26 protein-coding genes and 1 tRNA gene are annotated in these 26,890 nt (G+C 70.4%); 14 read left to right on the forward strand and 13 right to left on the reverse strand.

Translation table 11 applies throughout. The features are described 5' to 3' along the window. Positions 1–354 precede the first annotated feature (354 nt). The 10 genes from VIL76_RS03355 (at position 355) to VIL76_RS03400 (ending at position 9,324) form a co-directional block, all read left to right on the forward strand. Positions 355–2,022, forward strand: a complete 1,668-nt coding sequence (locus VIL76_RS03355) for a ShlB/FhaC/HecB family hemolysin secretion/activation protein (RefSeq protein WP_332043576.1) — start codon at positions 355–357, stop codon at positions 2,020–2,022. Between the two features lie 49 nt (positions 2,023–2,071). After that, on the forward strand, positions 2,072–5,635 hold the full coding sequence (locus VIL76_RS03360; RefSeq protein WP_332043577.1) for an MBG domain-containing protein: 3,564 nt from the start codon (positions 2,072–2,074) through the stop codon (positions 5,633–5,635). Continuing rightward, positions 5,635–6,318, forward strand: coding sequence for a L,D-transpeptidase (locus VIL76_RS03365; RefSeq protein WP_332043578.1), 684 nt, complete (start codon positions 5,635–5,637; stop codon positions 6,316–6,318). Before VIL76_RS03360 ends, VIL76_RS03365 begins: the two co-directional genes overlap by 1 nt. 163 nt (positions 6,319–6,481) lie before the next feature. Then, complete coding sequence (locus tag VIL76_RS03370; RefSeq protein ID WP_332043579.1) at positions 6,482–6,970, forward strand: nuclease; 489 nt, start codon at positions 6,482–6,484, stop codon at positions 6,968–6,970. A gap of 135 nt (positions 6,971–7,105) precedes the next feature. After that, positions 7,106–7,417: a hypothetical protein gene (locus VIL76_RS03375; RefSeq protein WP_332043580.1), complete on the forward strand. Its 312-nt coding sequence runs from the start codon at positions 7,106–7,108 to the stop codon at positions 7,415–7,417. After that, positions 7,414–7,650: a hypothetical protein gene (locus tag VIL76_RS03380; protein WP_332043581.1), complete on the forward strand. Its 237-nt coding sequence runs from the start codon at positions 7,414–7,416 to the stop codon at positions 7,648–7,650. Before VIL76_RS03375 ends, VIL76_RS03380 begins: the two co-directional genes overlap by 4 nt. A 71-nt stretch (positions 7,651–7,721) precedes the next feature. After that, a complete protein-coding gene (locus VIL76_RS03385) occupies positions 7,722–7,850 on the forward strand; it encodes a hypothetical protein (RefSeq protein ID WP_332043582.1) in 129 nt (42 codons plus the stop codon). Further along, positions 7,850–8,047 (forward strand): hypothetical protein, encoded by a 198-nt coding sequence (locus tag VIL76_RS03390; protein WP_332043583.1) that lies wholly within the window; start codon positions 7,850–7,852, stop codon positions 8,045–8,047. Before VIL76_RS03385 ends, VIL76_RS03390 begins: the two co-directional genes overlap by 1 nt. A gap of 347 nt (positions 8,048–8,394) precedes the next feature. Next, positions 8,395–8,970: a hypothetical protein gene (locus VIL76_RS03395; RefSeq protein WP_332043584.1), complete on the forward strand. Its 576-nt coding sequence runs from the start codon at positions 8,395–8,397 to the stop codon at positions 8,968–8,970. Positions 8,971–9,180: 210 nt separating this feature from the next. Then, positions 9,181–9,324, forward strand: a complete 144-nt coding sequence (locus tag VIL76_RS03400) for a hypothetical protein (protein ID WP_332043585.1) — start codon at positions 9,181–9,183, stop codon at positions 9,322–9,324. Positions 9,325–9,349: 25 nt separating this feature from the next. Here VIL76_RS03400 and VIL76_RS03405 read toward each other — a convergent pair whose 3' ends face one another. The 5 genes from VIL76_RS03405 to VIL76_RS03425 all read right to left on the reverse strand — a co-directional run bounded on the left by VIL76_RS03405 (position 9,350) and on the right by VIL76_RS03425 (position 13,806). Continuing rightward, complete coding sequence (locus VIL76_RS03405) at positions 9,350–10,936, reverse strand: sensor histidine kinase (protein ID WP_332043586.1); 1,587 nt, start codon at positions 10,934–10,936, stop codon at positions 9,350–9,352. Then, entirely contained in the window at positions 10,920–11,252 is a 333-nt protein-coding gene (locus tag VIL76_RS03410) for a circadian clock KaiB family protein (RefSeq protein WP_332043587.1), read from the reverse strand. The genes VIL76_RS03405 and VIL76_RS03410 overlap by 17 nt, the downstream gene beginning before the upstream one ends. Beyond that, positions 11,249–11,605: a circadian clock KaiB family protein gene (locus tag VIL76_RS03415; protein WP_332043588.1), complete on the reverse strand. Its 357-nt coding sequence runs from the start codon at positions 11,603–11,605 to the stop codon at positions 11,249–11,251. Before VIL76_RS03415 ends, VIL76_RS03410 begins: the two co-directional genes overlap by 4 nt. Continuing rightward, positions 11,602–13,296, reverse strand: a complete 1,695-nt coding sequence (kaiC, locus tag VIL76_RS03420) for a circadian clock protein KaiC (protein WP_332043589.1) — start codon at positions 13,294–13,296, stop codon at positions 11,602–11,604. The genes VIL76_RS03415 and kaiC overlap by 4 nt, the downstream gene beginning before the upstream one ends. 219 nt (positions 13,297–13,515) lie before the next feature. Further along, a complete protein-coding gene (locus VIL76_RS03425) occupies positions 13,516–13,806 on the reverse strand; it encodes a hypothetical protein (RefSeq protein WP_332043590.1) in 291 nt (96 codons plus the stop codon). Between the two features lie 135 nt (positions 13,807–13,941). Here VIL76_RS03425 and VIL76_RS03430 point away from each other — a divergent pair, with 135 nt between their 5' ends. Both VIL76_RS03430 and scpA read left to right on the forward strand, forming a co-directional pair. Then, the gene (locus VIL76_RS03430) at positions 13,942–15,363 is read left to right on the forward strand and encodes a methylmalonyl-CoA mutase family protein (RefSeq protein WP_332043591.1); all 1,422 of its coding nucleotides are present in this window, start codon (positions 13,942–13,944) and stop codon (positions 15,361–15,363) included. Then, a complete protein-coding gene (scpA, locus tag VIL76_RS03435) occupies positions 15,360–17,519 on the forward strand; it encodes a methylmalonyl-CoA mutase (protein ID WP_332043592.1) in 2,160 nt (719 codons plus the stop codon). Before VIL76_RS03430 ends, scpA begins: the two co-directional genes overlap by 4 nt. Positions 17,520–17,521: 2 nt before the next feature. On the opposite strand, the gene VIL76_RS03440 is transcribed toward scpA, so the two are convergent. Together VIL76_RS03440 and VIL76_RS03445 are read right to left on the reverse strand one after the other, a co-directional pair. Continuing rightward, entirely contained in the window at positions 17,522–18,358 is an 837-nt protein-coding gene (locus VIL76_RS03440; RefSeq protein ID WP_332043593.1) for a transglutaminase family protein, read from the reverse strand. Between the two features lie 15 nt (positions 18,359–18,373). Beyond that, entirely contained in the window at positions 18,374–19,291 is a 918-nt protein-coding gene (locus tag VIL76_RS03445) for a transglutaminase family protein (protein WP_332043594.1), read from the reverse strand. Positions 19,292–19,357: 66 nt separating this feature from the next. Here VIL76_RS03445 and VIL76_RS03450 point away from each other — a divergent pair, with 66 nt between their 5' ends. Continuing rightward, positions 19,358–20,104, forward strand: a complete 747-nt coding sequence (locus VIL76_RS03450; protein ID WP_332043595.1) for an N-formylglutamate amidohydrolase — start codon at positions 19,358–19,360, stop codon at positions 20,102–20,104. Here the strand turns inward: VIL76_RS03450 and VIL76_RS03455 are convergent. From VIL76_RS03455 to VIL76_RS03480, 6 genes are all read right to left on the reverse strand, one after another. Continuing rightward, entirely contained in the window at positions 20,080–20,298 is a 219-nt protein-coding gene (locus VIL76_RS03455) for a hypothetical protein (protein WP_332043596.1), read from the reverse strand. The genes VIL76_RS03450 and VIL76_RS03455 overlap by 25 nt on opposite strands. Before the next feature lie 87 nt (positions 20,299–20,385). After that, positions 20,386–21,648 carry a L,D-transpeptidase family protein gene (locus VIL76_RS03460; protein WP_332043597.1) on the reverse strand — a complete coding sequence of 421 codons (1,263 nt, stop codon included), beginning with the start codon at positions 21,646–21,648 and terminating at the stop codon, positions 20,386–20,388. A 158-nt stretch (positions 21,649–21,806) separates the two neighbouring features. Continuing rightward, positions 21,807–22,133 (reverse strand): hypothetical protein, encoded by a 327-nt coding sequence (locus VIL76_RS03465; RefSeq protein ID WP_332043598.1) that lies wholly within the window; start codon positions 22,131–22,133, stop codon positions 21,807–21,809. A 185-nt stretch (positions 22,134–22,318) separates the two neighbouring features. Then, a complete protein-coding gene (locus VIL76_RS03470; RefSeq protein ID WP_332043599.1) occupies positions 22,319–24,307 on the reverse strand; it encodes a hypothetical protein in 1,989 nt (662 codons plus the stop codon). Between the two features lie 240 nt (positions 24,308–24,547). Then, entirely contained in the window at positions 24,548–25,960 is a 1,413-nt protein-coding gene (purB, locus tag VIL76_RS03475; protein WP_332043600.1) for an adenylosuccinate lyase, read from the reverse strand. Between the two features lie 24 nt (positions 25,961–25,984). Next, positions 25,985–26,071 (reverse strand) — tRNA-Leu (locus VIL76_RS03480). 189 nt (positions 26,072–26,260) lie between these two features. Between VIL76_RS03480 and VIL76_RS03485 the strand changes: the two genes are divergently transcribed. Further along, complete coding sequence (locus VIL76_RS03485) at positions 26,261–26,890, forward strand: DUF6644 family protein (RefSeq protein WP_332043601.1); 630 nt, start codon at positions 26,261–26,263, stop codon at positions 26,888–26,890.

The following is a 26,890-nucleotide window of genomic DNA, read 5'->3' on the forward strand; positions in this document are numbered from 1 at the left end:
CGGCGACGCGGAACTCCCGTCTGCCGGAGGCCACATTCAGCTGCTCGTGGGCAGGCGCCGCCCCCTGAAGCGACCGTAAGGAGTGACAACGCGCTCGGCCGCAATGAGTTCCAAGTCGAGTAAGTATTGCTTGTATTGAACCAAGTATCCCTTTGCTCTTCCGCTTTATTTCGCCCGCCAAAATATCTAAAACAAGCTGAACAATTAAGTCGACAAGCTTGTCAATGGGGGCTACAAGATAGTCATTCGCCAGATGAACCCTAGCGGCTGGCGACTGAAAGCGCTCCCTAATCGAAGGACTGCTTGCTCCCCCGGCCACGGGTTCGGCGCTCCACGTGCGTATCCGAGGCGTTCATGCTCAAAACCACTCTGCTGACCGTCCTCTTCCTGACGGCAGGCCACAGCGCGTTAGCCCAGCAGCCGCTGGGCGCCGGCGCGCAGGTCCGGCAGATCCCGCCTGCGCCGACCGCCCCCAAGGCCATCCCCGAAATCCGTATCGAGGGCCGCGAGGCCCCCGCCGCCGCGACGCCGGCCGGCGAGAAGATCCTCGTGAACGCCCTGAACATCACCGGCGAGACCCGGTTCTCGGAGGCCGAGCTGGTGGCCGCGGCCGGATTCCGCCCCGGCAGCCAGCTTGACCTTGCCGACCTGCGCGCGATGGCGTCGCGGATTTCCGCCTTCTACAACCAGCGCGGCTACTTCGTGGCCCAGGCCTATGTGCCCGCCCAGGACATCAAGGACGGCGCCGTCACCATCGCCGTGGTCGAAGGCCAGTACGGCGAGATCCAGCTGCGCAACCAGTCGCGCCTGTCGGACGGCCTGGCGAGGAGCGTGCTCGCCGGCCTGAAGCCTGGCGACATCGTCACCGCGGCGCCCCTGCAACGGCGCCTCCTGCTGCTCTCCGACATTCCAGGCGTGGCGGTGACGTCCACCCTCAGGCCCGGTGGGGCGGTGGGCACCTCCGACCTGGTGGTCGACGTGACCCCGGGCCGCTTCGTGACCGGCAGCCTCGAGGCCGACAACGGCGGCAACCACTACACCGGCGAGTGGCGGGGCGGCGGTACTGTGGCGCTGAACAACCTGACCGGCCACGGCGACGTCGCGAGCCTGCGCGGCCTGACCTCGGGCTCGGGCCTGAACTACATCCGCGCCGCGTATCAGGCGCAGGTCCAGAACCTCACGCTCGGCGCGGCCTACGAATACCTGCGCTACGAGCTCGGCGAGGAGTTCGAGCCGCTGGACGCCAGCGGCACGGCGAAAATCGCCAGCGTCTTCGCCAGCTATCCGGTGATCCGCTCGTACGACAACAACCTCTATGCGCTCGGGACCGCCGAGGCGAAGACCTTCCGCGACGAGATCGGCGCCACCTCGGGGGTCTCGGACAAGACGGCCCGCGTGTTCACCGCCGGCGTCGCCGGGGACCACCACGACCGCCTCTGGGGCGGGGGCTGGACCGTCTATTCGGCGGGCTGGAGCCTCGGCGATCTCGACATCGAGACCCCGGCGGTCCGCGCCATCGACGCGGCGACCGCCCGCACCAACGGCGGCTACCACAAGCTGGCCTTCGAGATCAGCCGCCTGCAGAACCTTCCCGGTCCCGTCTCGCTCTATGGATCGCTGCGGGGCCAGGTGGCCTCGAAGAACCTCGATCCGTCGGAGAAGATGGAGCTGGGCGGCCTCTACGGTGTGCGCGCCTATCCCGAAGGCGAGGCCTACGCCGACCAGGGCTTCATCGCCACCATCGAGGGCCGCATGGCGGCGCCAGGCTGGGCCGGACGCTTCCCGGGCCAGCTGCAGCTCGTCGGCTTCGTCGACGCCGGCTCGGTGACCATCAACAAGGACCCGTGGGCCCCGGGCGACAATACCCGCAGCCTCAGCGCCGCCGGCGTCGGCCTCACCTGGGCCGACCAGCACAACCTGCTCGTCAAGATCTCCTACGCCCATCGCCTCGGCGATGAGCCCGCCTTCTCCGCGCACGACCGCTCCGGCCGCGTGTGGGTGCAGGTCTCGAAACTCTTCTGATCAAACGCCGCCCCGACGCGGGCGCCCAGAGCCACCAAGGAACACCGCCATGGATCGCACGATCCGACTGACCCGCACCGCCACCCTCGGCCGCAAGGCCTGGCTCGCCGGGTCCACGGCCCTGGCGCTCGCCGTCGCGACCGGCGCCTACGCGCTCCCCACCGGCGGCGAGGTCGCAGCCGGGCAGGCCGGGGTCTCCACCGCCGGCGGCACGATGACCGTCAACCAGGCGACCCAGAACGTCGCCATCAACTGGCAGACCTTCGGCATCGGCCAGTCCGAGACCGTTCGTTTCGTCCAGCCCAACAGCCAGTCCGTGGCCCTGAACCGGGTCCTGGGCTCCGACCCTTCCAACATCCTGGGCGCGCTCAGCGCCAACGGCCGGGTGTTCCTGATCAATCCGAACGGCGTGCTGTTCGGCGCCGGCTCGCAGGTGAACGTCGGCGGCCTGGTGGCCTCGACCCTGAACATCACCGACGCGGACGTCATGGCCGGGCGCTACGTCTTCTCGGGCGCCGGCGGGACGGTCCTGAACCAGGGCGCGATCACCGCCGCGGACGGCGGCTTCGTCGCGCTGCTCGGCGGCGAGGTCTCCAACAACGGCGTCATCCAGGCGCGCCTGGGCTCGGTGGCGCTGGCCGCCGGCGCGGCCATGACCCTCGACTTCAAGGGCGACGGCCTGCTCAACGTCAGCATCGACCGTGGCGCCGCCGCCGCCCTGGTGCAGAACGGCGGCCTGATCCAAGCTGACGGTGGCAGCGTGCTGCTCACCGCCAAGGGCGCCGGCGGCCTGGTCCGCACCGCCGTCAACAACACCGGCGTCATCGAGGCCCGTACGCTGGAAAGCCGCGGCGGCCGCATCGTCCTGCTGGGCGACATGGCCACCGGCGACACCAATGTCGGCGGGGTGCTGGACGCGTCTGCGCCCGACGGCGGCGACGGCGGCTTCATCGAGACTTCGGCCGCCAGGGTCCACATCGCCGACGACGCCCGCGTGACCACGCTCGCCGCCGACGGCAAGACGGGCCTGTGGCTGCTCGACCCGTTCGACTACCTGATCGCCGCCGCCGGCGACGAGACCCCCGCCTCGGTCATCGCCAGCCTGCTGCTCTCCAACCGCCAGATCCAGGCCGACCACGACATCACCGTCGCCGACGCGATCACCTGGGGCACGCCCCGGACCCTCGAGCTCACCGCCGGCAACAACATCAACATCAATGCGGCCATCACGGCCACGGCCGCCGGCGCGCGCCTGGTGCTGAACGCCGGCAACAACGTGAACACCGGGGCCGCGATCACCGCGAGCGCGGCCGGGTCGCAGGTGCTGATGACCGCCGGCAACAATGTGAACATCGGCGCGGCGGTCACCGCCAGCGCCGCGAACACCCTGCTGCAGTTCCGCGCCAACAATAACGTGACGATCGGCGGGGCGCTCACCGCGACGGGCGGCGGCGCCCTCATCGATCTCAGCGCCGGGCTCAACGTCATCCAGTCCGCCGCGATCACCTCCAGCGGCGGCGGCGCGCTGCTGTTCACCGCGGACAACGACGGCACCGGCGGCGTCGGCGGCGGCACCGTCATCCTCAACGCCCCGGCCGCACTGACCAGCGACTCCCTGACCATCTTCTATTCGCCGGAGAACGGCTACGCGGCGCCGAACAACTACGCCGCCGTGACCCCTGGCGTCCCCGTCGTCGACGCCAACATGTGGGTGTTCGCAACGGCCGCCGACAAGATCTACGACGGCACCACGGCGGCGACCCTGGGCTTCGTGGGCGATCCCACCGTCGGCGGCTCGATCGATGTCGCCCTGGCGGGCGGCGCCCAGTTCTTCGACAGGAACGTCGGCCCGACCAAGGCGGTGAACATCGGCGGCGCGGCGCTCTCCGGCGCGGCGGCCAACCAGTTCGCCCTGTTCAGCGGCGGCGGCGGCGTCACCGCGGCGATCACCGCCGCACCGCTGACGGTCACCGCCGGCAGCACCGGCAAGACCTTCGGCCAGGTGCTGACCCTGCCCACCACCGCCTTCACCGCCACCGGCCTGGTGGCCGGCGAGACCATCGGCGGGGTGACCCTGGTGAGCGCGGGCCTGACGGCCGGCGCCACCGTCGCCGGCGGCCCCTACGCCATCACGCCCTCCAACGCGGTCGGCGGCAGCTTCAGCGCCGGCAACTACTCGATCACCTACATCAACGGCCTGCTCACCGTGGCCCCGCAGAGCCTGATCATCACCGCCAATGACCTCAGCAAGGTCTACGGCGAGCTGCTCACCTTGCCGTCGACCGGATTCACCGCGACGGGCCTCCTGAACGGCGACACGGTCGGGGGCGTGACCCTGGTGAGCGCGGGCGCCGCGCCCGGCGCCAGCGTCGGAGCGTCTCCCTATGCGATCACGCCGTCCAGCGCAGTCGGCGGCACCTTCGTCGCGTCCAACTACACCCTGGTCTACGTCAACGGCCTGCTCACCGTTGCGCCGGCCGTCGTCACGGTGACCGGGAACAGCGTGACCAAGGCCTACGGACAGAGCGTGGTCTTCAGCGGCCAGGAGTTCAGCGTCAGCGGGCTCAGGAACGGCGAAACCATCGGCGCCGTCGTCCTGGCCAGCAGTGGCGCCGCGCCGGGCGCCAACGTCGCGGCCGCTCCCTACGCAATCGCCACGTCGGGCGCTTCGGGCGGCACCTTCGCGGCTGCCAACTACACCCTCGTCTACGTGAACGGCGCGCTGACGGTCACTCCGGCGGTGCTGGTCGTGACACCGAACAGCGTCACCAAGCCCTATGGCCAGGCGGTGACCTTCACCGGACAGGAGTTCACCACCGCCGGCCTGCAGAACGGCCAGACCATCGGCGCGGTCACCCTCAGCAGCGCCGGCGCCGCGGCCACGGCCGCGGTCGCTGGGACGCCCTACGCGATCACGGCCGCCAACGCCGTCGGCGGGACCTACACGCCGGCGAACTACGTGATCACCTACGCCGCAGGCGCGATCACGGTGACGCCGGCGCCGCTGGTCATCACCGCCAACGACGTGAGCAAGCCGTTCCTGAGCCCGCTGACCTTCAACGGGACGGAATTCACCTCCGCCGGGCTGCGGAACGGCGAGACCATAGCCTCTGTCCTGCTCACCAGCGCCGGCGCCGCAGGCACGGCCCTCCCCACGAGCACGCCATACCCCATCACGCCCAGCAACGCGTCGGGGGGCACGTTCAGCGTCAGCAACTACGCGATCACCTACGTGGCCGGCGGGCTTTCGGTGAACGCACCCCAGGCCGCCGTGGATATCGGCGGCGCCACGGTCGCGCAGCTCGGCGGTAGGGACTTCGCCCCGGTCGGTCTCAGCAATGGGCCCAGCGTGACGTCGGCCACCGAGGTCAGCGAAGCCGAACGCCGCCGCAGGGCCGGGGACGAGAACGGGCTCGGCTTCGCCGCCCCGGTCGCAGGGCCGCAGGGCGTCCAGCTGGCGGTGATGGGCGACGGCGTGCGGATGCCCGCCTTCCAGGTCGCGGAGATCCAGCAGGCGCATTCCCTCGCCGAGCAGCAGGTCCAGCCGGCCGCGACTGAAACCGCGCCCGCCCAGACGCAGCCGGTCCGCGCGCCCAAGCAGGGGCGCAACTGATGCGGTCGAGCTTAGGCGCCGCATTCTCCTGCGCCTTGGTGGCTGCGGCGCTTTGGGCCGGTGCGGCGGGCGCTGCGCCCAAGCAGGCGCGGTTCCTCGGGGAGCCGGCTTCCGACGCGGCCAGGCAGGTCGCCGACTGGGTGGTGGGCGCCGGCGACAACGCCCGACTGCCCTTCGTCATCGTCGACAAGGTGCAGGCCCGGGTCTTCGTTTTCGACCCGTCGGGGCAGCTGCGGGGCGCGGCCCCGGCGCTGTTGGGGCTCGCCGTCGGTGACGAATCCGTCCCGGGGATCGGAGCGCGCAAGCTCTCCACCATCCGCCCGGAAGAGCGCACGACCCCGGCCGGCCGGTTCGTGGCCGCCCTGGGTCCCGAGCTCGGCCACAAGGACGTGGTCTGGATAGACTATGACGCGGCGGTCTCCCTCCACCCCGTGGTCACGGGCAACGCCAAGGAGCGCCGCCTGCAGCGCCTGGCGACCGCCTCACCGGCTGACAACCGGATTTCCTTTGGCTGCATCAACGTGCCGGCCGCGTTTTACGCCTCCGTTGTCACACCGACGTTCAAGGGCACAGAAGCCGTCGTCTACATCCTCCCCGAAACCCGGCCCCTGGGCGCGTTCTTCCCCGGGCTCCGGGCGCGGAACGAGGCGGCGTTTTCGGGGCCGTCGCAAACCCACCGGTAGGGCGCGGCGACCACCTGGAACCGGCCCTTCGTCGGTACGTCGGCTGACGACATGTCGCGCTGGCGCCCGACCTCCGTCGCTGGCGTCAGGGGCTGGGACGCGGGGTACTGGATCGCTTGCGCTCGTCTAGGGAACCTCGGCCTTAGGGGCGGATTGCTATGGGATGCGCCCACGGTCACGATCTGCTCGAACCGGGTATGGCTGGGCGGCCGCGGCGGCCGCGCTGCTGGTCGGGCTGGGCGCGGCGGCGCCGGCGATGGCGGACCCCTGCGAGGCGATACCCCGGCGCGGGCCGATGCCCGCCGCGCTGAAGCCCGGCGCGCGGTTCTCCGGGCCTGTGGTGTACGTGGGCGACGGGGACAGCCTGTGCGTGGCCATCGGCAAGGGCAAGGGTCCCGCGTCGTGGGTGGAGGTCCGGCTGCTGGACTACTCCGCCCCGGAGATCACCGACCTGGCCCGCAAGCCCTGGCCGGCCGGGATCGCGGCGCGCGCGGCGCTCGAACGCATGGCGAAGGGCAAGACGGTCCAGTGCGTGGCAGCCCAGCGGTCCTACGATCGCATTGGGGCGCTGTGCAAGCTCGACGGGGTCAGCCTGGGCGACCGCATGCGCGCGGCCGGGGTGGCCGAGGGTGGCTGGGGGCGGGTCGACTAGCGGTCCGCCAAGAATAGGCCGCACATTCCTCTTTGAGCGTGCTAATGTAGATGCGGTCTTCAGCAGCCTATTCACTGCTCAGCTCCAGATAGATACGCGCAGCGGATCTTTGGGGCCGACCGCGAAAGCTCAGTCATGAGCAAGATCTACGCAAAGACATTGGACCAGGAGGCTCGCGGTTACGGCCGCGACGGGCCGCAAGGCGACGAGGCCGAGGAGCGGTTGACGGAATACCTGTGCCCGACCGCGCACGGGGACGCCGCGGCCGAGGCGGCCGGCGCGGGGCCGGGCGGGCCGGCGCTCGCCCTTCGCGAGATCGAGGCCGCGGCGCCGCAGCCGGAATGGCTGCGCCAGCCCGGCCTGGTGGTCAGTTCGCCGGAGTGGGACAGGCTGATGGCGGCCCACGACATCCACGGCGACGACAGCGCCTGGGGAGATGACCTGTGAGCAAGGTGTTCCAAGGCCCCAGGCGCTCGACCTTCCGGGTGCTGGAGGACGCCGGCGGCTGGCGTGTGTCGCTGAACGACCAGCCCTATGGCGACTTCGCCACCCGGGGCGACGCGGTCCGGGCCGCGTGCCTGGGCGCGCGCAGCGCCGAGGGTCTGGGCGACAAGGCCCAGGTGCTGGCGGCGCCGGGCGACGAGCGCGTGCCGCACCACGAGCCGCACTTCGCCGAATGAGACGGCGCAGGCGGGGGCCCGCGCGGACACGGCAGGGATCGGCCCAGACCCATCATTTCCAGGAGGCGACCATGGCCAAGGGCCAGAAGAGAACCAACCGCGAGATCCGCAAGCCGAAGCAGGAGAAGGTGAAGCCGTCCGCCGCGACGCAGACCTTCCTGGGCGCCGCCACCGCGGCCGCCATCGGACCGCGACGCTGATGTTCGGCCTGTGGGCGCCGGAGCGGCCGACCGAGGCTGCGGTCAGGTCGGAGATCTGGTCGCTGGGCGCGCGGCACCAGGGCCGGCCGCTCGAAGGGGCGCTGGCGGAACTGGAGGCCGACGAGATCACCAGCGGGCGTGCGGCGCTGCTGCGGGCCTGTGTGGCGAAGCTTCGGCCTGCGAAGGTTCGGCGGTGAGCCGGCGGGCGGAGGGCGATCCCCTGGCGGACGCCATCGCGGGGTTCGTGGCGGACCACCCGCGGGCGTGCGTGGCGGCCGTCTGCGCCGGGGCGGTGCTGGCGCTTTGCCAGGTGTGGTCGGCGGGCTATGTGCTCGGCAGCGACATGGCCGCGGCCCGGAATAGTAAAACCGGTTCGATGAGCTCGCCCTTGGAAATATCCTCTGCCGCTCGCCATGTATATTTCTGAACAAGCGCAACTATTCGTAGGGTAGCGCTTTATACATTCGAAGAAGCGTGGCGGGCTCCCCGGGATTTCCCGACAAGCGCCAAGCGCCGGTTTCTTCGAGATCGGACAAACCTCCAAATGCGAGCCCTCCTGAATATTTCCTGCGCCGCCGCCTTCGGCCTGCTGGCCACCGGCTGCGTGACCCACTCGACGGCGCAGAGCGACGCCGCCACCGCCCTGGGCGGATCGTCCAGCGCGGCTGCCTCGGTCGCCACGTCCGGCGCCGGGATGGCGTCGGCCAGCGAGGGCGACCACTGGACCGCGGCGAACCTCTTCGAGCAGGCGGTGGTGGGCAACAACAGCCCCCGCAACCGCTTCAACCTGGCCACCGAGTACCAGAACACCGGCCGCCTCGATCAGGCCGCGGCGCTCTACGGCACGGTGATCGCCGACGGGCAGTACACGCAGGCCGCCACCAACACTTCGCGCGAGGACCGCAACGCCCGTAGCGTCGGGGTCAACCTGGCCGACGAGTCGCAACGCCGCCTGACCGAGATGCAGTCCAAGGCGCTGGCCGGCGCGGCTCCCTCGGCGGCCGACTTCGCGCACGGCGCCTCGGCCTCGGCCTCGGTGGGCGGCCCCACCAGCGGCCAGGTCACCGACGCCCGCGCGCTGAGGCTCGACCGGGCGGCCGACGACGCCGCCGGCGAATAGTCGCCTGCAGGTTAGCGGATCAGGCGCAGGCCCGGAGCTCAGGCTCCGGGCCTGTGTCGTTTTGCGCCGCGGCAGGGATCGGCACGGCGGCCGGAGCTTCACCTTAAGCTACAGAGATAATTATATTTTCCGGTTTGCCGGTCCAAACCTCGCGGCGCGCGTTTCAGCGCGATGCGAACCGCCGAAGACTGTCGCCGCAAGGCCGCCGAGATGAACGAGCTCGCGACGAAATCGCCGACGACGCGAAACGAATTCCTCGACCTGGCCGAAGGGTGGACGCGCATGGCGCAGGAGTCCGCACAGGCGGAAGGCGCCAGCGCGGATGAGCCGGTCCAGCCGCCGCCGGGCGGCTGATCGCCGCCGCCGCAGCGCGGTCGCTTCAGGCCACCTGCTGGTAGCCGTCGCCAGACCAGCCGGCGGGCCCGCGCGGTCCCTTGCCGGGCGCCTCGACCGCGCCCGTGATCACGCAGACGACGCCGGTGGGCGCGAAGTCGATGGCCGCCTCGCCGCCGAGCTCGGCCGCAAGGCTGCGCTCGATGAGCCGCGAGCCAAAGCCGCGCCGAAGCGGCGGGGCGACGAGCGGACCGTCCTTCTCCTCCCATCGCAGCCGGACGACGCGGGCCTCATGGGTCCAGACGATGCTGAGGCGGCCCAGCGGCGCGGAGAGGGCGCCATACTTGGCGGCGTTCGTCGCCAGCTCCTGCAGGGCCATGGCGATCGCCAGCGCCATCCTCGGCGGCAGGCGCAGGCTGGGCCCATGCGTGACGATCCGCGCCACGTCCGAGCCGAGATAGGGCGAGACGGCCAGGGCGACGATCTCGCTGAGCTCCGCCCCCTCCCAGCTCTCCCGCGTCAGAACGTCGTGGGCGCGGGACAGGGCGAGCAGCCGCTCCTCGAGCGCGGCGCGCCCCTGCTCGGCGGACGGGGCCGAACGCAGCGTCTGGGCGGCGATGGACTGGACCGTGGCCAGGGTGTTCTTGACCCGGTGGTTCAGCTCGTTGACGAGCAGGCTCTGTTTTTCATCGGAGGCGCGCTGGGCAGTGCGGTCGCGCAGGATCCTCAGGAACCCGATCAGCCGCCCGTCGTCCTTGCGCAGCGGCATCATCAGGGTGTGCGACCAGAAGGACGCGCCGTCCTTGCGCAGATGCCAGCGCTCCTCTTCCGCGCGGCCGCTCTCCAGGCAGAGCGCGCGTTCGCGCTCGTCCGCGCCGGCCGCGATGTCCTCGACGGTCCAGATGGCGGGGAAGGCCCGCCCAATCAGCTCGCTGGCCGGCCAGCCGAGGATCTGCTGGGCCCCCGCATTCCAGATCGTGACCTTCTCGTCCAGGTCGGTCGCCATGATGGCGTAGTCGCTCGCGCCCTCCAGGATGAGGCGGTAGCGCTCGTCGCTCTCGCGGTGCGCCGCCTCGACGGCCAGGACCGACCTGGCGTCGGCGACCTCGCGCGCCTGGGCGTAGGTCGCCGTCAGGTCGGTGAGCACGCCGCACAGGAGCCGTCCGTCGCGGGGATCCATCTTGGTGAGCGACAGCTGCGCCACGAAGGTCCCGGCGTCGCCTCGTCGGGCCAGCACGACCTCCGCCTTGCCGCCTTTCTGGAGCAGGCGCTGGAAGTCCTGGGCGGACTCCGGCGCCACGAAGGCGCCGAAGCCTTTGCCGATCAGTCGGCCGGTGGTGGTCCGCAGCATGTCCGCCAGGGCGCGGTTGCCGTAGAGCACCGCGCCGTCGCGGTCGATCATCAGCGCGCCGTCGGTCATCTGCTCGATGAGCAGCCGGTAGGAGCGGTCCGCAGTTTCGAGGGTGTAGACCTGCCGGTTGTGGTCGCCGCCCACGACGAGCGCGTCGACCTCGCCATTGCGGATGGCGTCGAGCGTCTCGAGCGCCTCGGCCAGCTGCAGCCGAAGCTCCGAAAGCTCGTCGCTGCGGGGCGCCGCGGCGGGGCTGAGGGCGAGGCTAGTCTGCGATGTCATTGCCTGACCGCTCCCTGACCGGCAGGTCCAGGCCGCGCAGCACCCGCTCGGTGTCGGAGAGGTCGCCGATGATGCGCCGCACCGGCGCGGGCTCCAGCTTGATGAGCGTCGGCGCAGCCAGGATCTGGTGCTCGGCGGCCGCCTCGGGGTGCTCGTAGACGTCAACGACTTCGAGATCGTAGCTGTCCGGCAGCTCGCTCTCGAGCACCCGGCGCAGGTTGTCGATGGCGCGGGTGGAGCGCAGCGTGGAGCCGGTGACGTAGAGCCTCAGGACGTGCTTGGGCTCGGTGGGATCGCGCTCCTCGCGGCCGGTCACGTGGCGGGCCTGCTGTAGTCCAGGCCGATCAGGAACCTCTCCGGGTCGGATAGCGTGCCGATCATGCGCTTCAGCGGCGGCGGCAGGCTGCGCACGAGGGTGGGAATGGCCATGATCTGGTCCTGCGCGGCCAGTTCGGGGTTGAGGACGAGGTCGAGCACCTCGATGCGGTGGCGGCCCGGCAGGTGGGTGTCGCAGAGCGTGGTCAGGTTCTCGATGGCCGCCATGGACTTCGGCGTCTGGCCCGCGACGTAGAGGCGGAAGTGGTAGACGCCGTCTGCCCCGACGGCGGCGTTGCCCAAGGATTCCGCCGTGGCGGCCGCGACCTTCATCGCCTTCCGCGCCGGGCTCATGTTCTGGCCCCTCGACGTGTGGCGGCGGCGAAACGGCCTGCGGCGAGGATCTCCTCGCGACGCTGGTCGACGGTGTCGAGGGCGAGGAGCTCGGCCTCCTCGCGGGCGAGCGCCTCGCGCGTCTCGGCGATCTGGCGCTCCGCGGACTTGCGCTTCTCGCCGAACTCGCGCTGGCGGCGGTTGACCTCGTCGCGGCGTTCCTGGGCGGCGGCCTCCTCCTGCGCCTCCTGGACGATCCGGGCGCTGCCGGTCAGGACGCCGTGCTGGCCGATGTAGGGCTCGATCAGCGTGACGCCGTCCGGACCCAGCTGGTACTCGCGGATCTGGTTGGAGTGACTCATGCCGCGCGCTTTGAGCACGAACAGCCCACGGTTGCGCTCGCCATTGGCCTCCAGGTCATGGAGACCGATCCAGACGTCCATCAGCGAGGAGAGACTCTGCTCGTTCTTGTCGTTCTGCTCGCCGTTCACAAGGTTGTTGAACACCACGGTGATGCCCTTGACCTTCAGATAGTCGACCAGCCTGAGCAGGGTGGCGTGGATCTCGCTCTCCGAGCCGCGGAAGGCCGAGATCGGGTCGACCACCACCACGGACGGGGCGAACTCGTCGATCTGGCGGATCATCAACACCAGATGCATCTCCAGCCCGAACAGGCTGGGCCGGGCGGACTCGAACCGCAGCAGCCCGTTCTTGACGTGCGCCCCCAGATCCAGGCCCACCGACTGCATGTTCCGCACGATCTGCTCGGGCGACTCCTCGAACGAGAAGTAGATCGCCCGCTGCCCGGCCACGCAGGCGGCGTTGACGAACCGCGACCCGAAGGTGGTCTTGCCGGTGCCCGAGGGCCCGGAGAGCAGGATGCTGGACCCCTTGTAGTAGCCGCCGATGCCGAGCATGGCGTCGATGCCGGGGATCCCGCTGGAGACGACCTCGTCCGAGATCGAGTGCGACAGGCCCGCCGAGGTCACCGGCAGGACGCTGATGCCGCCGGCGTCGATCAGGAACGGGTACTCGTTGGTGCCGTGGGCGGAGCCGCGGTACTTCAGGACCCGCAGCCGCCGGGTGGTGATCTGCTCGTCCACGCGGTTGTCGAGGGCGATGACGCAGTCGGAGACGTACTCCTCCAGCCCGTGGCGGGTGAGCTGGCCTTCGCTGCCGCGCTCGGCGGTGATCACGGCGGAGACGCCGCGGTCCTTCAGCCATTGGAACAGCCGCCGCAGCTCTGCGCGCAGCACGGGGCCGTCGCCTAGCCCCGAGAACAGCGACTCCAGGGTGTCGAGCACGACGCGCTTGGCGCCGATCTTGTCGATGGCGTAGCCCAGCCGGACGAACAGGCCCTCGAGGTCGTACTCGCCGCTCTGCTCGATCTCGCTGCGCTCGACGCGCACGTAGTCGATGATCAGCTTGTCTTCGGCGATGAGCCTCGGCAGGTCGTAGCCCAGGGAGCTCACATTCGCGATCAGGTCGCCGGCGCGCTCCTCGAAGCTCATCAGGACGCCCGGCTCGTCGTAGACCGTGGCGCCCTTCACCAGGAAGGTCAGGCCGAAGAGGGTCTTGCCGCACCCGGCAGCCCCGGCGATCAGGGTCGGACGGCCCGTCGGCAGGCCGCCGAACGTGATCTCGTCCAGCCCGGCGATCCCGCTCGGCGCCTTGCTCAGCGATTCAGCCGTGGTCTTCGTGTGGATTGTCATCGCACCAGCCCTGGCGGGAACCGCACAAAGAAAGCCTACAGGATTGCGAGCGCGACGTCCCAATATATAAACATATGTCAATCAGTATTCCGGACCGCGGCTAGTGGCCATCTCCACCGGAATTTCTGACTTTTTCTAAGGCTCGACAGCCCGTGTGCACACCCTCGGGTAGAAACCGGCGGTCTTCGCAGACCCGAATTCCGAAGATGGCGCCTTGGGTCAGCGCGCCGGCGGCGACTTGTTCGCGCTCGTGCTGCGCCTCGCCTTGCCGCGGCTGGCCTTGCGCGTAGCGGCGGCGCCGGTGGGGGCCTCGGCGACGGGCGGCTGGGCGGCGGAGGCGGACTGGTGGCGGCCGACGTAGCGGGCGTCGCACCAGACCGAGACTTCGCGCGCTTCGGGATGGGCGGCCGCGACGCTCTGGGCGTGCGCCAAGGCCGCGGCGTCGTCTTCGCACATGGCCTCGACGACCACGAGGGCGGTTCCCTGCGGGTAGAAGGCATAGGCCGGCATGTGACGCCCCTCGGCTCCTGCGCTGTTCCAACCGACAGCCGGGCGAGCATAGTTCGCCGAAGCTGACTTGGCCGTAAAGCGAATGGCGGTGGGGCAGCTTGACGCCCCCGCGCTTCCCGGCCCATCAACCGGGCCATGGCCGACGTCAGCGCCCTGAGTTCCGAGTTCCCGCCCGCGGAGGCGGAGGCGTGGCGCGCGCTGGTCGCCAAGACCCTGGGGGAGAAGCCCTACGAGAGCCTGCGCCGGCAGACCGCCGAGGGGCTGGGGATCGAGCCGCTCTATGCGGCGGGCGGGGCGCCGGCGGCCTTTCCCGTGCGGCCGTTCGCGGCGGACCGGCCATGGGAGGTCGCAGGGCTGACGGCGCATCCGGAGCCGTCGCGGGCCAATGCGGAGATCCTGGCCGACCTTTCCGGCGGGGCGGCGGGCGCGGTGGTGCGGATCGATCCGCGCGGCGAGCGTGGCGTCGCGGTGGGCTCGGCGGACGGGCTGGCCCGCGTGCTGGACGGCGTGATCCTGGAGCTGGCGCCGGTGGCGCTGGACGCGGGGTTCTTCGGGCCGAAGGCGGCCGACTGGCTGGGGAGCGTGGCGAAGGCCTCGCCGGCGGCCAAGCTGCGCTTCCACATGGACCCCTTGTCGGCGTTTGCGGAAGCCGGCGGGAGCCCCGGGCCGATCGAGAGCCACCTGGTCAGCGCCGCCACGGTGGGCGCGCGGCTGGCCGACACCTATCCGGAGGCGCAGCTGTTCCTGGCGTCTGGGCGCGCAGCCCACGAGGCGGGCGGCGGCGAGGCGCTGGAGGTGGCCGTGGCGGCGGCTGCGGCGGTGGCGTACGCCAAGGCGTTGGTGCGGGCCGGCATGGGGATCAAGGATTCGCTTTCGCGGATCACGCTGGGGCTGGCGGCTGACGCCGACTACTTCCTGACCATCGCCAAGCTGAGGGCCGCTCGCGTGGTCTGGGCGCGGATCGCCGACGCCTGCGGGGCCGATGAGCAGGCGCGGGTCGAAGCGCGCTCGTCGGGGCGGATGCTGGCGGCCAAGGACGCCTGGACCAACATGATCCGGCTGACCGCGGCGGGCTTCGGCGCGGCGGTGGGCGGGGCGGACACGGTGGTGCTGGGCAATTTCACCGACGCGCTGGGCCTGCCCACAGCGTTCGCGCGCCGGCAGAGCCGCAACACCCAGCTGGTGCTGATGGAGGAGGCGCACGTCGGCCGCGTCACCGACCCGGCGGCCGGCGCGGGCTACGTCGAGGCGCTGACCGACCAGATCGCACGCGCGGCGTGGGCGAAGTTCCAGGCCATCGAGGGCGAGGGCGGGCTGGCGGCGGCGCTGGCCTCGGGCGCGGTGGCGCGCGACGCAGCGGCGGCGAACGCGGGCCGCGGCGAGCTGAAGATCGTGGGCGTGACCGCCTTCCCGCCCGCTTCCGAGACACCGGTGGAGGTGGAGCGGGTGGAGCCTCGGGCGGCGGAGGCGCCGTCCGTCCAGCTGCCGGGGCCGGACTCGCGTTGCGAGCCTCTCAAGCCCCTGCGGCTGAGCGAAGCCTACGAGGCCCAGGCATGACCGCCGTCCCCGACTTTACTCAGGTCCCGTTCGAGCGGCAGCACACGCCGGGCCCGGCGCCGGCCGGGATGCCGTGGGAGACGCCGGAGGGGATCGCGGTGAAGCCGGCCTATTCTGAGGCCGACACAGCCACGCTGGACACGCTGGCGGCCTATCCGGGGCTAGCGCCGTTCCAGCGGGGCCCCTACCCCACCATGTACCTGACCAACCCGTGGACGATCCGGCAGTACGCGGGGTTCTCGACGGCGGAGGACAGCAACGCCTTCTACCGGCGCAACCTGGCGGCGGGGCAGATGGGGCTCTCCATCGCCTTCGACCTGGCGACGCATCGCGGCTACGACTCAGACCACCCGCGTGTGAAGGGCGACGTCGGCATGGCGGGGGTCGCGATCGATTCCATCCTCGACATGCGCCAGCTGTTCGACGGCATCCCGCTCGACAAGATGAGCGTGTCGATGACGATGAACGGCGCCGTGCTGCCGATCATGGCGCTCTACATCGTGGCCGGCGAAGAGCAGGGCGTGGCGCACAAGGCGCTCAGCGGCACGATCCAGAACGACATCCTGAAGGAGTTCCTGGTCCGGAACACCTACATCTATCCGCCCGGCCCCTCGATGCGGATCGTGTCGGACATCTTCGGCTACACGAGCCGCGAGATGCCGCGGTTCAACTCGATCTCGATTAGCGGCTACCACATGCAGGAGGCGGGCGCGACGCTCGACCTGGAGCTCGCCTACACCCTGGCCGACGGGATCGAATATGTGCGGGCCGGGGTGGCGGCGGGACTGCCGGTGGACAGCTTCGCGCCGCGGCTGTCGTTCTTCTGGAACGCCGGGATGAACGCCTTCATGGAGATCGCCAAGCAGCGGGCGGCGCGCCTGTTGTGGGCGAAGCTGATGAAGGCCGAGTTCGACCCGAAGGACGCGCGCTCTCTGTCCCTCCGGGCCCACACCCAGACGAGCGGCTGGAGCCTGGCGGCGTCGGACGTCTTCAACAATGTGGCGCGGACGGCGATCGAGGCCATGGCGGCGGTGGGCGGCCAGACCCAGAGCCTGCACACCAACTCGCTCGACGAGGCGCTGGCCCTGCCGACCGACTTCTCGGCGCGGATCAGCCGCAACACCCAGCTGTTCCTGCAGCTGGAGAGCGGCCAGACGCGGGTGATCGACCCGTGGGGCGGCAGCTACTACGTAGAGCGGCTGACGGCGGACCTGGCCGCGCGGGCCCTGGAGCACATCGCCGAGGTTGAGGCGTTGGGCGGCATGGCCAAGGCCATCGAGGACGGCCTGCCGAAGCGGCGCATCGAGGAGGCCTCGGCGCGGACACAGGCGCGGATCGACGCGGGCCTGCAGAGCGTGGTGGGCGTCAACCGCTACCGCCCGGAAGGCGCCGACGAGATCCCGGTGCTGAAGGTCGACAACACGGCCGTGCGCGAGCAGCAGCTCGCCAAGCTGAAGCGGCTGAAGGCCGAGCGCGATCCCGCCGCGGTCGAGGCGGCGCTGACGGCGCTGTCCAACGGCGCGGCGGGCGGGGCGAACCTGCTGGAGCTGTCGGTGGAGGCCGCGCGGGCCAAGGCCACGGTGGGCGAGATCTCCGACGCCCTGGAGCGGGTGTTCAACCGCCACAAGGCCGCCGCCGACGCCGTGAAGGGCGTCTATCTGCGGGAGTCCGGCGAGACGCCGGCCGCGGCGCGGGCCAAGGAGATGGCGTCGGCCTTCGCCGCGGCCGACGGGCGCAAGCCCAAGATCCTGGTGGCCAAGATGGGCCAGGACGGCCACGACCGCGGCCAGAAGGTGATCGCCTCCGGGTTCGCGGACCTGGGCTTCGACGTGGCCATCGGCGACCTCTTCCAGACGCCGGCGGAGACGGCGGCGCAGGCCGTCGCCGACGGGGTGCATGCGGTGGGCGCGAGCTCGCTGGCGGCCGGCCACCTGACGCTGGTGCCGGAGCTGAAGGACGAGCTGAAGAAGCTCGGCCGCCCGGACATCCTGGTGGTGGTCGGCGGCGTGATCCCGCCGGAGGACTTCAAGGCGCTGGAGGAGATGGGGGTCGCCGCCGTCTTCACGCCGGGCACGGTGATCCCCGAAGCGGCCGTGACGGTGCTGGAGCGCCTGAACGAGCTGCTCGGCTACGCTCAGGAGCAGGCGGCGCAGTAGGCTCAGCCGGCGGCGTAGCCCTGGGCGGCCGCCAGCGGCAGCTCCTCGGTGATCACCTTGAAGCCGGTGAGCTCGGCGGCGCCGAAGGTGGTCATCATCGGCACGTCGGCGGCGTCGCGGCCGATCGCCATCAGGATGCGCCCGATGCGCGGCTTGTTGTGGCGGGCATCGAGGGTGCGCCAGGCGCCGCCCAGCCACACCTGGAACCAGGCCGAGAAATCCATCTCGTCGCGCGAGCCCGGCACGCCGATGTCGCCCAGGTAGCCGGTGCAGTAGCGGGCCGGGATGTTCATGCAGCGGCACAGGGTGACCGCCAGGTGGGCGTAGTCGCGGCAGACGCCGAGCCGCTCCTCGTGGGCCTCAGAGGCGGTGCGGGTGGCCCGCGCATGCTGGTAGCCGAACGCCACCCGCTCGTGGGCGTAGGCGACGATCGCCTTGGCCCGCGCCCAGCCGGCCGGCACGTCCCCGAACAGCTTCCAGGCGGTGTCGCTGAGCTGCTGGGTGTCGCAGTAGCGCGAGCCCAGCAGGTAGACGAGCGTCTCGTCCGGCAGGTCCTGCACCAACGCCTGCTCGGCGTCCGGGAACTCGGGGTCCGGCTCGCCCGAGTCCTCGATCACGAAGTCGGCGCTGAAGGTCACCTGGCCGGCCGGCGCGAGCACCCGGCTGACGGTGTTGCCGTAGAGGTCGCGGTACTGGCGGATTTCGAGGCGCGGATCGGTGTGGATCGCGTCGGGGCTCTCCAGGTCCGGCTCGCGCTCCGGCCGCACGTTCAGCATGAGCAGCATCGGCGTCTGGCCCCGGCACTGGTAGGTGATCTCGTAGCCGGCTCTGATGCGCATCGCGCCCCCTGGGGACTATCTTCCCTGGGCAACTCTCAAATGAGAAGCCGGTTGCAGGATGGACTCCTCTTCCGGCCGGATGTCCACCTCCACGTCCATGCCGATGAAATCGGAGGCGTCGCCTGACCAGGTCCCGTGCAGCGGCAGCGCCTGGCGCGGGTCGGCGACGGCGGCTACGCGGATCAGGTCCACTCCGCCGATCAGGCCGTTGGTGGGGTCGAAGTCGGTCCAGCCGGCGCCGGGCAGATAGACCCGCACCCAGGCGTGGGTGTGGCCGCCGCCCTTACGTCCGGACTTCGACGAGCTCGAGTAGACGTAGCCGGAGACGAACCGCGCCGCGAGGCCGAGGCTGCGCGCGGCGTCCATCATCAGCACGGCGAAGTCGCGGCAGCTGCCGGTGCGGCTTTCGAGGGTGACGGCCGGCGCCTGAGGGCCGCCCTCCAGCCGCAGGCGGTAGGCGAAGCCCTCCCGGATGGCGTGGGTCATGTCGGCCAGCAGGCCGGAGACGCGCGTGGAGCCGTCGGCGCGGACGAACCGCCGGGCCCAGGCGTCGACCTCGCCGGGCGCATGCTGGCGCGCGATGGAGCGGGCGAGCTCCGGCGCCTCGACGGGATCGTACTCGAAGGGGATCGCGCCCAGCCGGACGCGGGCGTCGGCCAGGTCCAGCAGGTTCTCGGGCCGATGGTCGACCACCGCGCGGCTGTCGAACACCAGGCGCTCGGCGGTCCCGCCGAAGCGGGCCACGCCCACCGTCGCGCCGCTGACGTCGCTCACCTGGCGCAGCAGCGACGGCTCGGGAGAGACCTCCACCTCGCAGGAGATCAGCCGCTGATCGTGGCCCTCCAGCGGGCGCAGCATCATGCGGTGTTCGCCGAAGCCGACCGGCTTGGCGTAGCGGTAGGTCGTCAGATGTCGGATCGAGACAACCGGCATGGCAGCAATGAGCGGCCGATTCCGATAAACGGTCCATGAACACGCCAAGGCGTCGCAGGACCCTCGATGATTGTGCAGAATCCAGGCGCCGGGTCCCCCTTCCTGCTGCTGGGAGATCACGCCGGCCGGGCGATCCCGCCCGAACTGGGCGACCTGGGCGTGCCGGCCGCCGAGATGGACCGCCACATCGCCTGGGACATCGGCGTGGCGGGGCTCGGCGCGCGGCTGGCCGAGGCGCTGGACGCCACCTTCATCTCGCAGACGGTTTCCCGCCTGGTCATCGACTGCAACCGCGACCCGGCCCGCGCCGATGCGATCTGCGAGGTGAGCGACGGCACGGCCGTCCCGGGGAACGCCGGGCTGTCCCCCGCCGAGCGCCTGCGCCGCATCGAGACGGTGTTCGCGCCCTACCATGCGGCGATCGCCGCCGAGCTCGACGCCCGCGCCGGCCGGCCGACGGTGGTGGTGGCCCTGCATTCGTTCACGCCGGCCATGGGGGGGCAGGCGCGGCCCTGGCGGTTCGGCGTGCTGCACATGGGCAATTCGGCGTTTTCCGACGCCATGCTCGCCCGGCTGCGGGCCGAGCCGGACGCGGGGCCGGTCGGCGACAACGAGCCCTACCGGATGGATACGGTGGACTTCACCGTCCCGCACCACGCCATGCGCCGGGGGCTCGACTACCTGGAGCTGGAGGTGCGGCAGGACCTGATCGCCGAGGCGGCTGGGCAGGGCGAGGTCGCCGAACGCCTGGCCCGCCTGCTGCCGCTCGCGCTCGCCGACGTCACAGGTCAGGCCGGCTCGAAGCGTTCCTGAGCGACGACGCGGGAGCCGCGGTCCTCGATCACCAGGCGCACGGCCTTTCCGGCCCGCGACAGGACGCGGGCGAGCGCGCGGGCGCTGCGTTCGGCGCGGCCGCCGGAGAGGAACATCAAGGGCTCCAGGCCGTCCGAGGATTCGATCTTCCAACCACCCTCCGCGGGGCGGACGCTCAGTTCCACCTGGTCCATTTTCTCGATGCTTTTCCGTAGCTTGGCCGGAGCCCCCTGCCCCGGCGAGGTGTCCAACGGGCGAGACGGGCCCGCGGTTCGACCGCTTCACAATTGCATATGGGGACGATGCTTTCGTGACAAAGCCGCCAGCAGGCCGGCATCGCGCCTGTAGGGATCGCGGCGGAACTCGACGCCGGCCGGCGTGAGCCCGACGGTGAGATAGGTGATGTAGACGGGCACGGGCTCGGGGAGGTCCACGCGCTCGTCGGGCGCGCCGCTTGGCGGGGCCGCGGCGTCGGCCAGCAGCCAGCGGGCCAGGCGCTCGGCGTCCTGCAGCCGGATGCAGCCGGAGCTCAGCATCCGGGTCTCGCCGGCGAAGGCCCATTTCTCCGGGGTGTCGTGCAGGTAGATGCCCAGGCGGTTGGGCAGCATCAGCTTCACCCGGCCCATGGTGTTGCCCGGGCCCGGACGCTGGCGCAGGCGGAGCTTCTGCCGGCCCTGGCGGACCGCCAGCCAGTCCACCGTCTCGAGCGGGACCAGGGAGGCGTCCTGGCTCCAGCCGGACATCGCCTCCATCTCCAGCTCGTCGAGCGCGGAGACGCCGCCCGCCAGCACCTTGGGCGCATAGGTGTAGCGCGCCAGGTCCGGAGGGATGTTCCAGTAGGGATTGTAGACGACGAAGCGGATGACGCCGGCCATCTGCGGGGTCTCGGCGGTCTCCTTGCCGATCACCACGGGCATGACGTCCACGACCTCGCCGTCCTGGTAGGCCCACAGGGTCTGGGCCGCGGCGTCCACCCACACGAAGCGGCGGCCGAGTTCCTTCGGCAGCGCGCGGGCGCGGTCGAGGTTGGCGAGGATCAGGGCTTCCCGCGCCTTGTCGCCACCCTGCGTCCGCCAGGCGGCGAGCGCATCCCTCACCTGGGCGTAGATCGGATTGGACGGCCGCACCGTCTCGAGGTGGGCGGCGAGCGAAGGGGCGTTGGCGGCTGCTTCGAGCGCCTCACGGCTCCTGGAGAGCCGGCCCGGCAAGGCCGGATCGATGTAGTCGAGCTGCGCGGCCTGCGGCGGCGTCTGGACATCGACGGCATAGGCGGCGAAGGCGGACGAGAGCGCCAGCTCCAGCTCCGCCAGCGCCGCAGGACCACGTACGTGTCTGAGCGCCTGCTGCAGCTGATCTGCGTCATAACGGGCCGGGTCCAACCCCTCCTCCGCGGCCGCAGCCAGCAGCGCGGCCGCCCTGTGCGCCTCGGGGCGCACGGCCTGCCCCGTCGTCCACAGCGGACGGTAGTTGCGGCTGGCGTAGAACGCCGTGACCTCGTCGGACGGCGCGCGGCGCGCCGCCGCCGCCCGCAGCGCGTCGGCCACGGGCGCTTCCCGGATCTCGGCCGCCCTGGAGGAGGCCATCCGGGCAGCCGGCGGAGCGAAGGTTGCAAACGCCGCGAAGCAGCTGGCCAGGAACACCGCCCCGACCAGCTGCTCTATGCGTCTCTCCCGCGGGGTGCGGGAGCGTTCGGGTTTGTGGCTCAGCCGCGTTCGCCCGCCATGGCCACGTCCGTGCCGGCCGCGCCGGCGTCAGCCGCGCCGCCCGTGGCCCCGCCCTGGGCCGCGTCGGAGCCGAAGGCGCCCGCACCCGTCGCGCCGCCCGTGGCGCCCGCGCCCGTCGAGCCGCCGCCCGTGGTGTTCATGTTGGAGCCGCCAGCCGCGCCGCCGGCGCTCATCGACGAGCCGCCCGCGCCCGCGCCGATCGCGCCGGTCTGGCCACCCGAAGCGCCGCCGCTCGTCTGGGCGACGGCGACGGTGCCGAGCAGCAGAGCCGAAGCCGCGCCGAGTGCAATGATCTTCCTGTTCATATTGGGTCTCCCTGACCACCTGTTTCAACGGGACCCCAATCCATGGGAAATAGAGCCGTTCCTCTTTCCTGCATTCAGCAAAGCGGTTGCTTGCCTTTGGTGAATCCGGCTCCACGGCTTGACCATGAAGCAAAGAAAAAGGGCCCCGGATCGCTCCGGGGCCCTCTTCCAATCTGTAGCTCAGCCTAAGTGAGCGGCGTGTTCTCGTTCGGGCCGTTCTGGGCCTCGGACCCGCGGCGGCGCTGCGGCAGCATGGACTGGGCGGCCTTCATCTCCGCCACGTCCAGGGCGCCGTCCTTGTTGGCGTCGATGCGCTCGTAGAAGGGCGCGATCATCTTGGCCATCTGGCCGCGCAACTCCGCCTTCTGCAGCTTGCCGTCGAGGTTGTCGTCCATCATGCCGAACATGCGGTAGTTGGCGAAGCGGGCGTCGTTGTCGATCTGCTTGGCGGCCGTCTCGTCCAGCCAGCGGAAGCTGACCGACGTGAACAGCATCTCCTCGTGGCTCTGCTCGCCCCAGGTGACCTTGATCTTCGGGTCGGGGTTCGACGGGTTCCGCTTGGAGTTGTCGTAGACGTAGTTGGCGATCAGCTTCGAGCCTGCTGGGATCTTGATCGGCTCGGCGAAGGTGTAGGCGCGCTGCCAGTTGAAGTCGTAGCGCGGCAGGCTGAGCAGCAGCTTCTTCTTGCCGTCGGGCGTCTGCAGCCACAGGTCGTTCGAGTAGGCCCGGTAGTGGGCGTGCGGGAAGGCCGAGTAGAGCAGCGCGTCCTTCTCGAAGTAGACGTAGGCCGTCTCCTTGTGGCGCGCGGTGTTCGGCTGCAGCTCGATGCTGGAGTCGATCACCACGACGCTCCGCATGATGTACTTCGGCGCATCCTTGCGGAAGTAGACCCCGATCTGCGAGTTGTCGGTCGTCTCCTTGCCGTAGGGCGTGTAGTGCATCTGGTAGCCCACCGCCCCGCCGGCCGGCAGGAAGGTGCCGACGTCGCCGCCGAACACGTTGGACTCAGCGCCCACCGCATAGCCGCCCACCGACCCGCGCCAGCGGGTCTCGGACGAGGTTTGGCCGGAGCCCGGCACGTCCTTCATCCAGCCGGTCAGCACGTGGTGCACGGCCTTGCGGTCGCCCGGCTTCACAGTCGTGGCGCGGATCCACTTGCCTTCGGTCAGCGGGTTGACCGTGTAGGGCCTCTGATAATCGACGATACCCGAGGCCGGCACCTTGTAGGACGGGATGTTCAGGACGAGGTCCGGCTTGCCCAGCGGCCATTCCGGAGCCACGTGCTTGGCCACGGCCAGCGGGTCGGCGCCCTCGCCGCGCGGCGCCCCGGCCTCGATCCAGTGGACCAGCGTCTTGATCTCGGCCGCGGTCATGTTCTTGTTGTCGGAGAACTTACCGACGTGCGGGTCGGCGTTGTACGGCGGCATCCGGTCGGTGCGGATGGTCTCGCGGATCATGGGCGCGAAGCCCTTGACCATGTCGTAGCTCGACATGGCGAACGGACCGATCCCGCCCTGGCTGTGGCAGGCAACGCAGTTCCGCTCGAGGATCGGGGCCACGTCGCGGGCGTAGGAGATCTTGGCGAACTCCGCGCGCTTCGCACGCTCCGGGAAGGCGATGGCCGAGCCGTTGGAGGCCGTGACCCTGTAGGTCTTGCCCGCCAAGACGGCGTCGAGCGCCGGGCCGGCTTCCGCCGCCGCGCCGCGGTAGGCCACGCCCCAGGTCTTCGGATTGACGATGATCACCTCGGCGGCGCGGGTGACGCCGAGCGCCTCGCCCACCAGCTGGTAGCGGTCCAGGAGCACCGGGATCTTCACGCCCGCGGCGCCGGCGTCCGCCGCGACCGTGTCGAAGTTGTCCTTCAGGCTGGAGTTCAGCATCCGGAACTCGACATCCGGGTGCTTGGCGGCCAGCGCGTTCAGCGCGGGCGCCAGGCGGCGCAGCTCCGCGTCGCCGCTGGCGTGGGTGACCAGCACCACCGCCTTGGCGTCGGCCAGGCGGTAGAGCTCGTGGGCCTCCATGTTCTGGTCGACCAGCATGAAGTTGTCGACGGTGGCCGAGGTGGTCGCGGCGACGTCGCCGGCGGTCGCCACATTGACCGAAATCGTGTCGCTCGCGCAGCTGCCCAGCAGCGCCGCGCCGGCCATCAAGGCCATCAGTCGAGCCGTCCTCATCGCGTTTCCTCTATCCCCATCGGCGCAGGGATCGTCGCGAGTGGCGGTCCCTCTTCGGCGCTTATCGACTTACTAGGTTACACCAATATTGCGCCGCGCGCGCGTACCGAGTGCTCAAGGGCGGTGGGCAGCGCCTTCTTGCGGCCCGGGTCCCCCGCCGTCGGTTGGACGCTGCGCGCCAACCGCCACCTCCCCCCTGCGGCGAGAGGATCTTTGTGGGAGCTCGGCCGAAGCGAGCGCCTAGCGCCGCGTCACCGTCCGGGCCAGCTCGGCGGCCAGGCCAACGTAGTCCCTGGGCGCCATGGCCTTCAGGCGAGCCCGGTCGTCCTCGGGGATGTCTAGCTCGGCCAGCATCTGGGCGAAGGAGGCTTCCGAGAACTCGCGGTTCTGGGTGGCGGCCTTCAGCCGTTCGTAGGCGTCGTGGTGGCCGGCCTTGCGCAGCACGGTCTGCACCGCCTCGCCCAGCACGGCCCACTCGCCGTCGAGGTCCTCGGCCAGGCGGGCGGGGTTGGCCTCCACCTTGCGCGTGCCGGCCAGCGCCGAGCGCACCGCCAGCAGGGCATAGCCCACGCCGACGCCGACGTTCCGCAAGGCGGAGGAGTCGGTCAGGTCGCGCTGCATGCGCGAGATGGGCAGCTTGCCGGCCAGGTGGTTCAGCACGGCGTTGGCGAGGCCCGCGTTGGCCTCGGAGTTCTCGAAGTCGATCGGGTTGACCTTGTGCGGCATGGTCGAGGAGCCGACCTCGCCCGGCAGCAGCTTCTGCGAGAAGTAGCCGTGGGAGATGTAGCTCCACATGTCCTGGTCGTAGGAGATCAGCAGGGTGTTGAACCGCGCCAGCGCGTGGAACACCTCGGCCATGTAGTCGTGGCTCTCGATCTGGGTGGTGAGCACGTTCTGGGTGAGGCCGAAGCCCTCGATGAACCGCTTGGCGAAGGCCGGCCAGTCGAGGTCGGCGTAGGCCGCCAGGTGGGCGTTGTAGTTGCCCACCGCGCCGGAGAACTTGGCCAGGTATTCCGCGCCGGCCACCTGGCGCAGCTGCCGCTCCAGGCGGTGGACGAAGATGGCCAGCTCCTTGCCCAGGGTGGTTGGCGATGCCGGCTGGCCGTGCGTGTGGGCCAGCATCGGCAGGTCCTCGGTGGCCGTGGCGCGGGCGCGGATCTCCTCGACCAGTTCCTGGGCCGCCGGCAGCCAGACGTCCGCCAGGCCGTCGCGCAGCATCAGCGCATGGCTGATGTTGTTGATGTCCTCGCTGGTGCAGCCGAAGTGGACGAAGGGGACGAGGTCGGCCCGGCCCAGCTTCTCCACCTGGTCGCGCAGCTCGTATTCCACCGCCTTCACGTCATGACGGGTGACCGCCTCGCGGGCCTTCACCGAGCGGGCGTCCTCGACCGAGAGGTCCTCGACCCAGCGGCGGAGCGCCTGGGCCTCGCCGTCGGCCAGCGGCCGGCACTCGCCGATGGCGGGCTCGGCGCCCAGGGCCACCAGCCACTCCACCTCCACCTTCAGCCGATAGCGGATCAGCGCGAATTCGGAGAAGTAGCGGCGGAGCGCCTGGGTCTGGACCGCATAGCGGCCGTCGAGGGGCGAGACCGCGGTGAGCGGGTCGGGCGAAAGGCTGGCCTGCGCCTCGCTCTCGGTCTTGCCCATCTTCATGCCTTCAACCCTCCCCCAACGGCTTGGTGCGGACGGTGGGAGTCGAACCCACACTCCCTTGCGGGATGCAGATTTTAAGTCTGCTGCGTCTACCAGTTCCGCCACGTCCACGCGACCGCGGCCTCTCTAGCGCAATTCGCGGCGCAAGCGGACCCTTCCTGCCGAATCGCAACATACCGGCAATTCGAAGGAGACGAATTGGGGCTTAGGTATCGGCCTTGAGTTGACGTAGGGACGCCGCGCCACATAGGTCTGCGCTGCGGTGACAAGAAGACGCCAAGCCGCGGGGAGGATTTCCGCTTGCTCAACGATTTTTTCGACTGGCTCCAGAATAGCTGGGGCGCGCAGACGCCGGGGGACGGGACGTCCTACAGCCAGCTGCTGCTAAGCTCGCTCAACTTCTGGGGCCTGCTGGAAGGCACCCACCTGCTGATGCTGATGCTGTTCTTCGGCACCATCCTGCTGGTGGACCTGCGGATGCTCGGCATCGGCTTCCGCGAGTACCGGATCTCCGTGCTCTCGAACCGCGTCCTCCCGCTTACGGTCGTGGCCTTCCTCTTCATGGTCGTGACCGGGCTCCTGCTGTTCTTCGCCAAGCCGGAGATCTACTGGCACAACCTCTGGTTCCGGCTGAAGCTGGTGCTGCTGGTCGTCGCGGTGATCAACATCGTGGTCTTCCACTACATGGTGCAGAAGAACCAGGCCGCCTGGGACGAGCTGCCAAGGCCGCCGCCCAAGGTCAGGATGTCGGCCCTGATCTCGCTGACCTCCTGGATCCTGATCATCGCGTTCGGGCGGTTCATCGCCTACAACTGGTTCGAGTGCGGAAAGCCGCAGCCGGACTGGGTCAACTCCGTCCAGGAATGCGCCGCGTCCAGCAAGGGAGCCCAGAACCTGGCGGGGCTCTCCACCGGCGGTGGGGAGCACTGA

It is taken from the genome of Phenylobacterium sp. (genome assembly GCF_036563285.1).
Lineage (GTDB): Bacteria > Pseudomonadota > Alphaproteobacteria > Caulobacterales > Caulobacteraceae > Phenylobacterium.

Excerpts from the sequence above, each read along its gene's own strand:
- VIL76_RS03375 (WP_332043580.1), top strand. The coding sequence starts at position 7,106 with ATGAGCAAGATCTACGCAAAGACATTGGACCAGGAGGCTCGCGGTTAC.
- VIL76_RS03365 (WP_332043578.1), top strand. The coding sequence starts at position 5,635 with ATGCGGTCGAGCTTAGGCGCCGCATTCTCCTGCGCCTTGGTGGCTGCG.
- VIL76_RS03355 (WP_332043576.1), top strand. The coding sequence starts at position 355 with ATGCTCAAAACCACTCTGCTGACCGTCCTCTTCCTGACGGCAGGCCAC.
- VIL76_RS03405 (WP_332043586.1), bottom strand. The coding sequence starts at position 10,936 with ATGACATCGCAGACTAGCCTCGCCCTCAGCCCCGCCGCGGCGCCCCGC.
- VIL76_RS03465 (WP_332043598.1), bottom strand. The coding sequence starts at position 22,133 with ATGAACAGGAAGATCATTGCACTCGGCGCGGCTTCGGCTCTGCTGCTC.
- VIL76_RS03415 (WP_332043588.1), bottom strand. The coding sequence starts at position 11,605 with ATGAGCCCGGCGCGGAAGGCGATGAAGGTCGCGGCCGCCACGGCGGAA.
- VIL76_RS03430 (WP_332043591.1), top strand. The coding sequence starts at position 13,942 with ATGGCCGACGTCAGCGCCCTGAGTTCCGAGTTCCCGCCCGCGGAGGCG.
- VIL76_RS03425 (WP_332043590.1), bottom strand. The coding sequence starts at position 13,806 with ATGCCGGCCTATGCCTTCTACCCGCAGGGAACCGCCCTCGTGGTCGTC.
- kaiC (WP_332043589.1), bottom strand. The coding sequence starts at position 13,296 with ATGACAATCCACACGAAGACCACGGCTGAATCGCTGAGCAAGGCGCCG.
- VIL76_RS03370 (WP_332043579.1), top strand. The coding sequence starts at position 6,482 with ATGCGCCCACGGTCACGATCTGCTCGAACCGGGTATGGCTGGGCGGCC.
- VIL76_RS03395 (WP_332043584.1), top strand. The coding sequence starts at position 8,395 with ATGCGAGCCCTCCTGAATATTTCCTGCGCCGCCGCCTTCGGCCTGCTG.
- VIL76_RS03390 (WP_332043583.1), top strand. The coding sequence starts at position 7,850 with ATGTTCGGCCTGTGGGCGCCGGAGCGGCCGACCGAGGCTGCGGTCAGG.
- VIL76_RS03385 (WP_332043582.1), top strand. The coding sequence starts at position 7,722 with ATGGCCAAGGGCCAGAAGAGAACCAACCGCGAGATCCGCAAGCCGAAG.
- scpA (WP_332043592.1), top strand. The coding sequence starts at position 15,360 with ATGACCGCCGTCCCCGACTTTACTCAGGTCCCGTTCGAGCGGCAGCAC.
- purB (WP_332043600.1), bottom strand. The coding sequence starts at position 25,960 with ATGAAGATGGGCAAGACCGAGAGCGAGGCGCAGGCCAGCCTTTCGCCC.
- VIL76_RS03400 (WP_332043585.1), top strand. The coding sequence starts at position 9,181 with ATGAACGAGCTCGCGACGAAATCGCCGACGACGCGAAACGAATTCCTC.
- VIL76_RS03445 (WP_332043594.1), bottom strand. The coding sequence starts at position 19,291 with ATGCCGGTTGTCTCGATCCGACATCTGACGACCTACCGCTACGCCAAG.
- VIL76_RS03450 (WP_332043595.1), top strand. The coding sequence starts at position 19,358 with ATGATTGTGCAGAATCCAGGCGCCGGGTCCCCCTTCCTGCTGCTGGGA.
- VIL76_RS03470 (WP_332043599.1), bottom strand. The coding sequence starts at position 24,307 with ATGAGGACGGCTCGACTGATGGCCTTGATGGCCGGCGCGGCGCTGCTG.
- VIL76_RS03455 (WP_332043596.1), bottom strand. The coding sequence starts at position 20,298 with ATGGACCAGGTGGAACTGAGCGTCCGCCCCGCGGAGGGTGGTTGGAAG.
- VIL76_RS03440 (WP_332043593.1), bottom strand. The coding sequence starts at position 18,358 with ATGCGCATCAGAGCCGGCTACGAGATCACCTACCAGTGCCGGGGCCAG.
- VIL76_RS03360 (WP_332043577.1), top strand. The coding sequence starts at position 2,072 with ATGGATCGCACGATCCGACTGACCCGCACCGCCACCCTCGGCCGCAAG.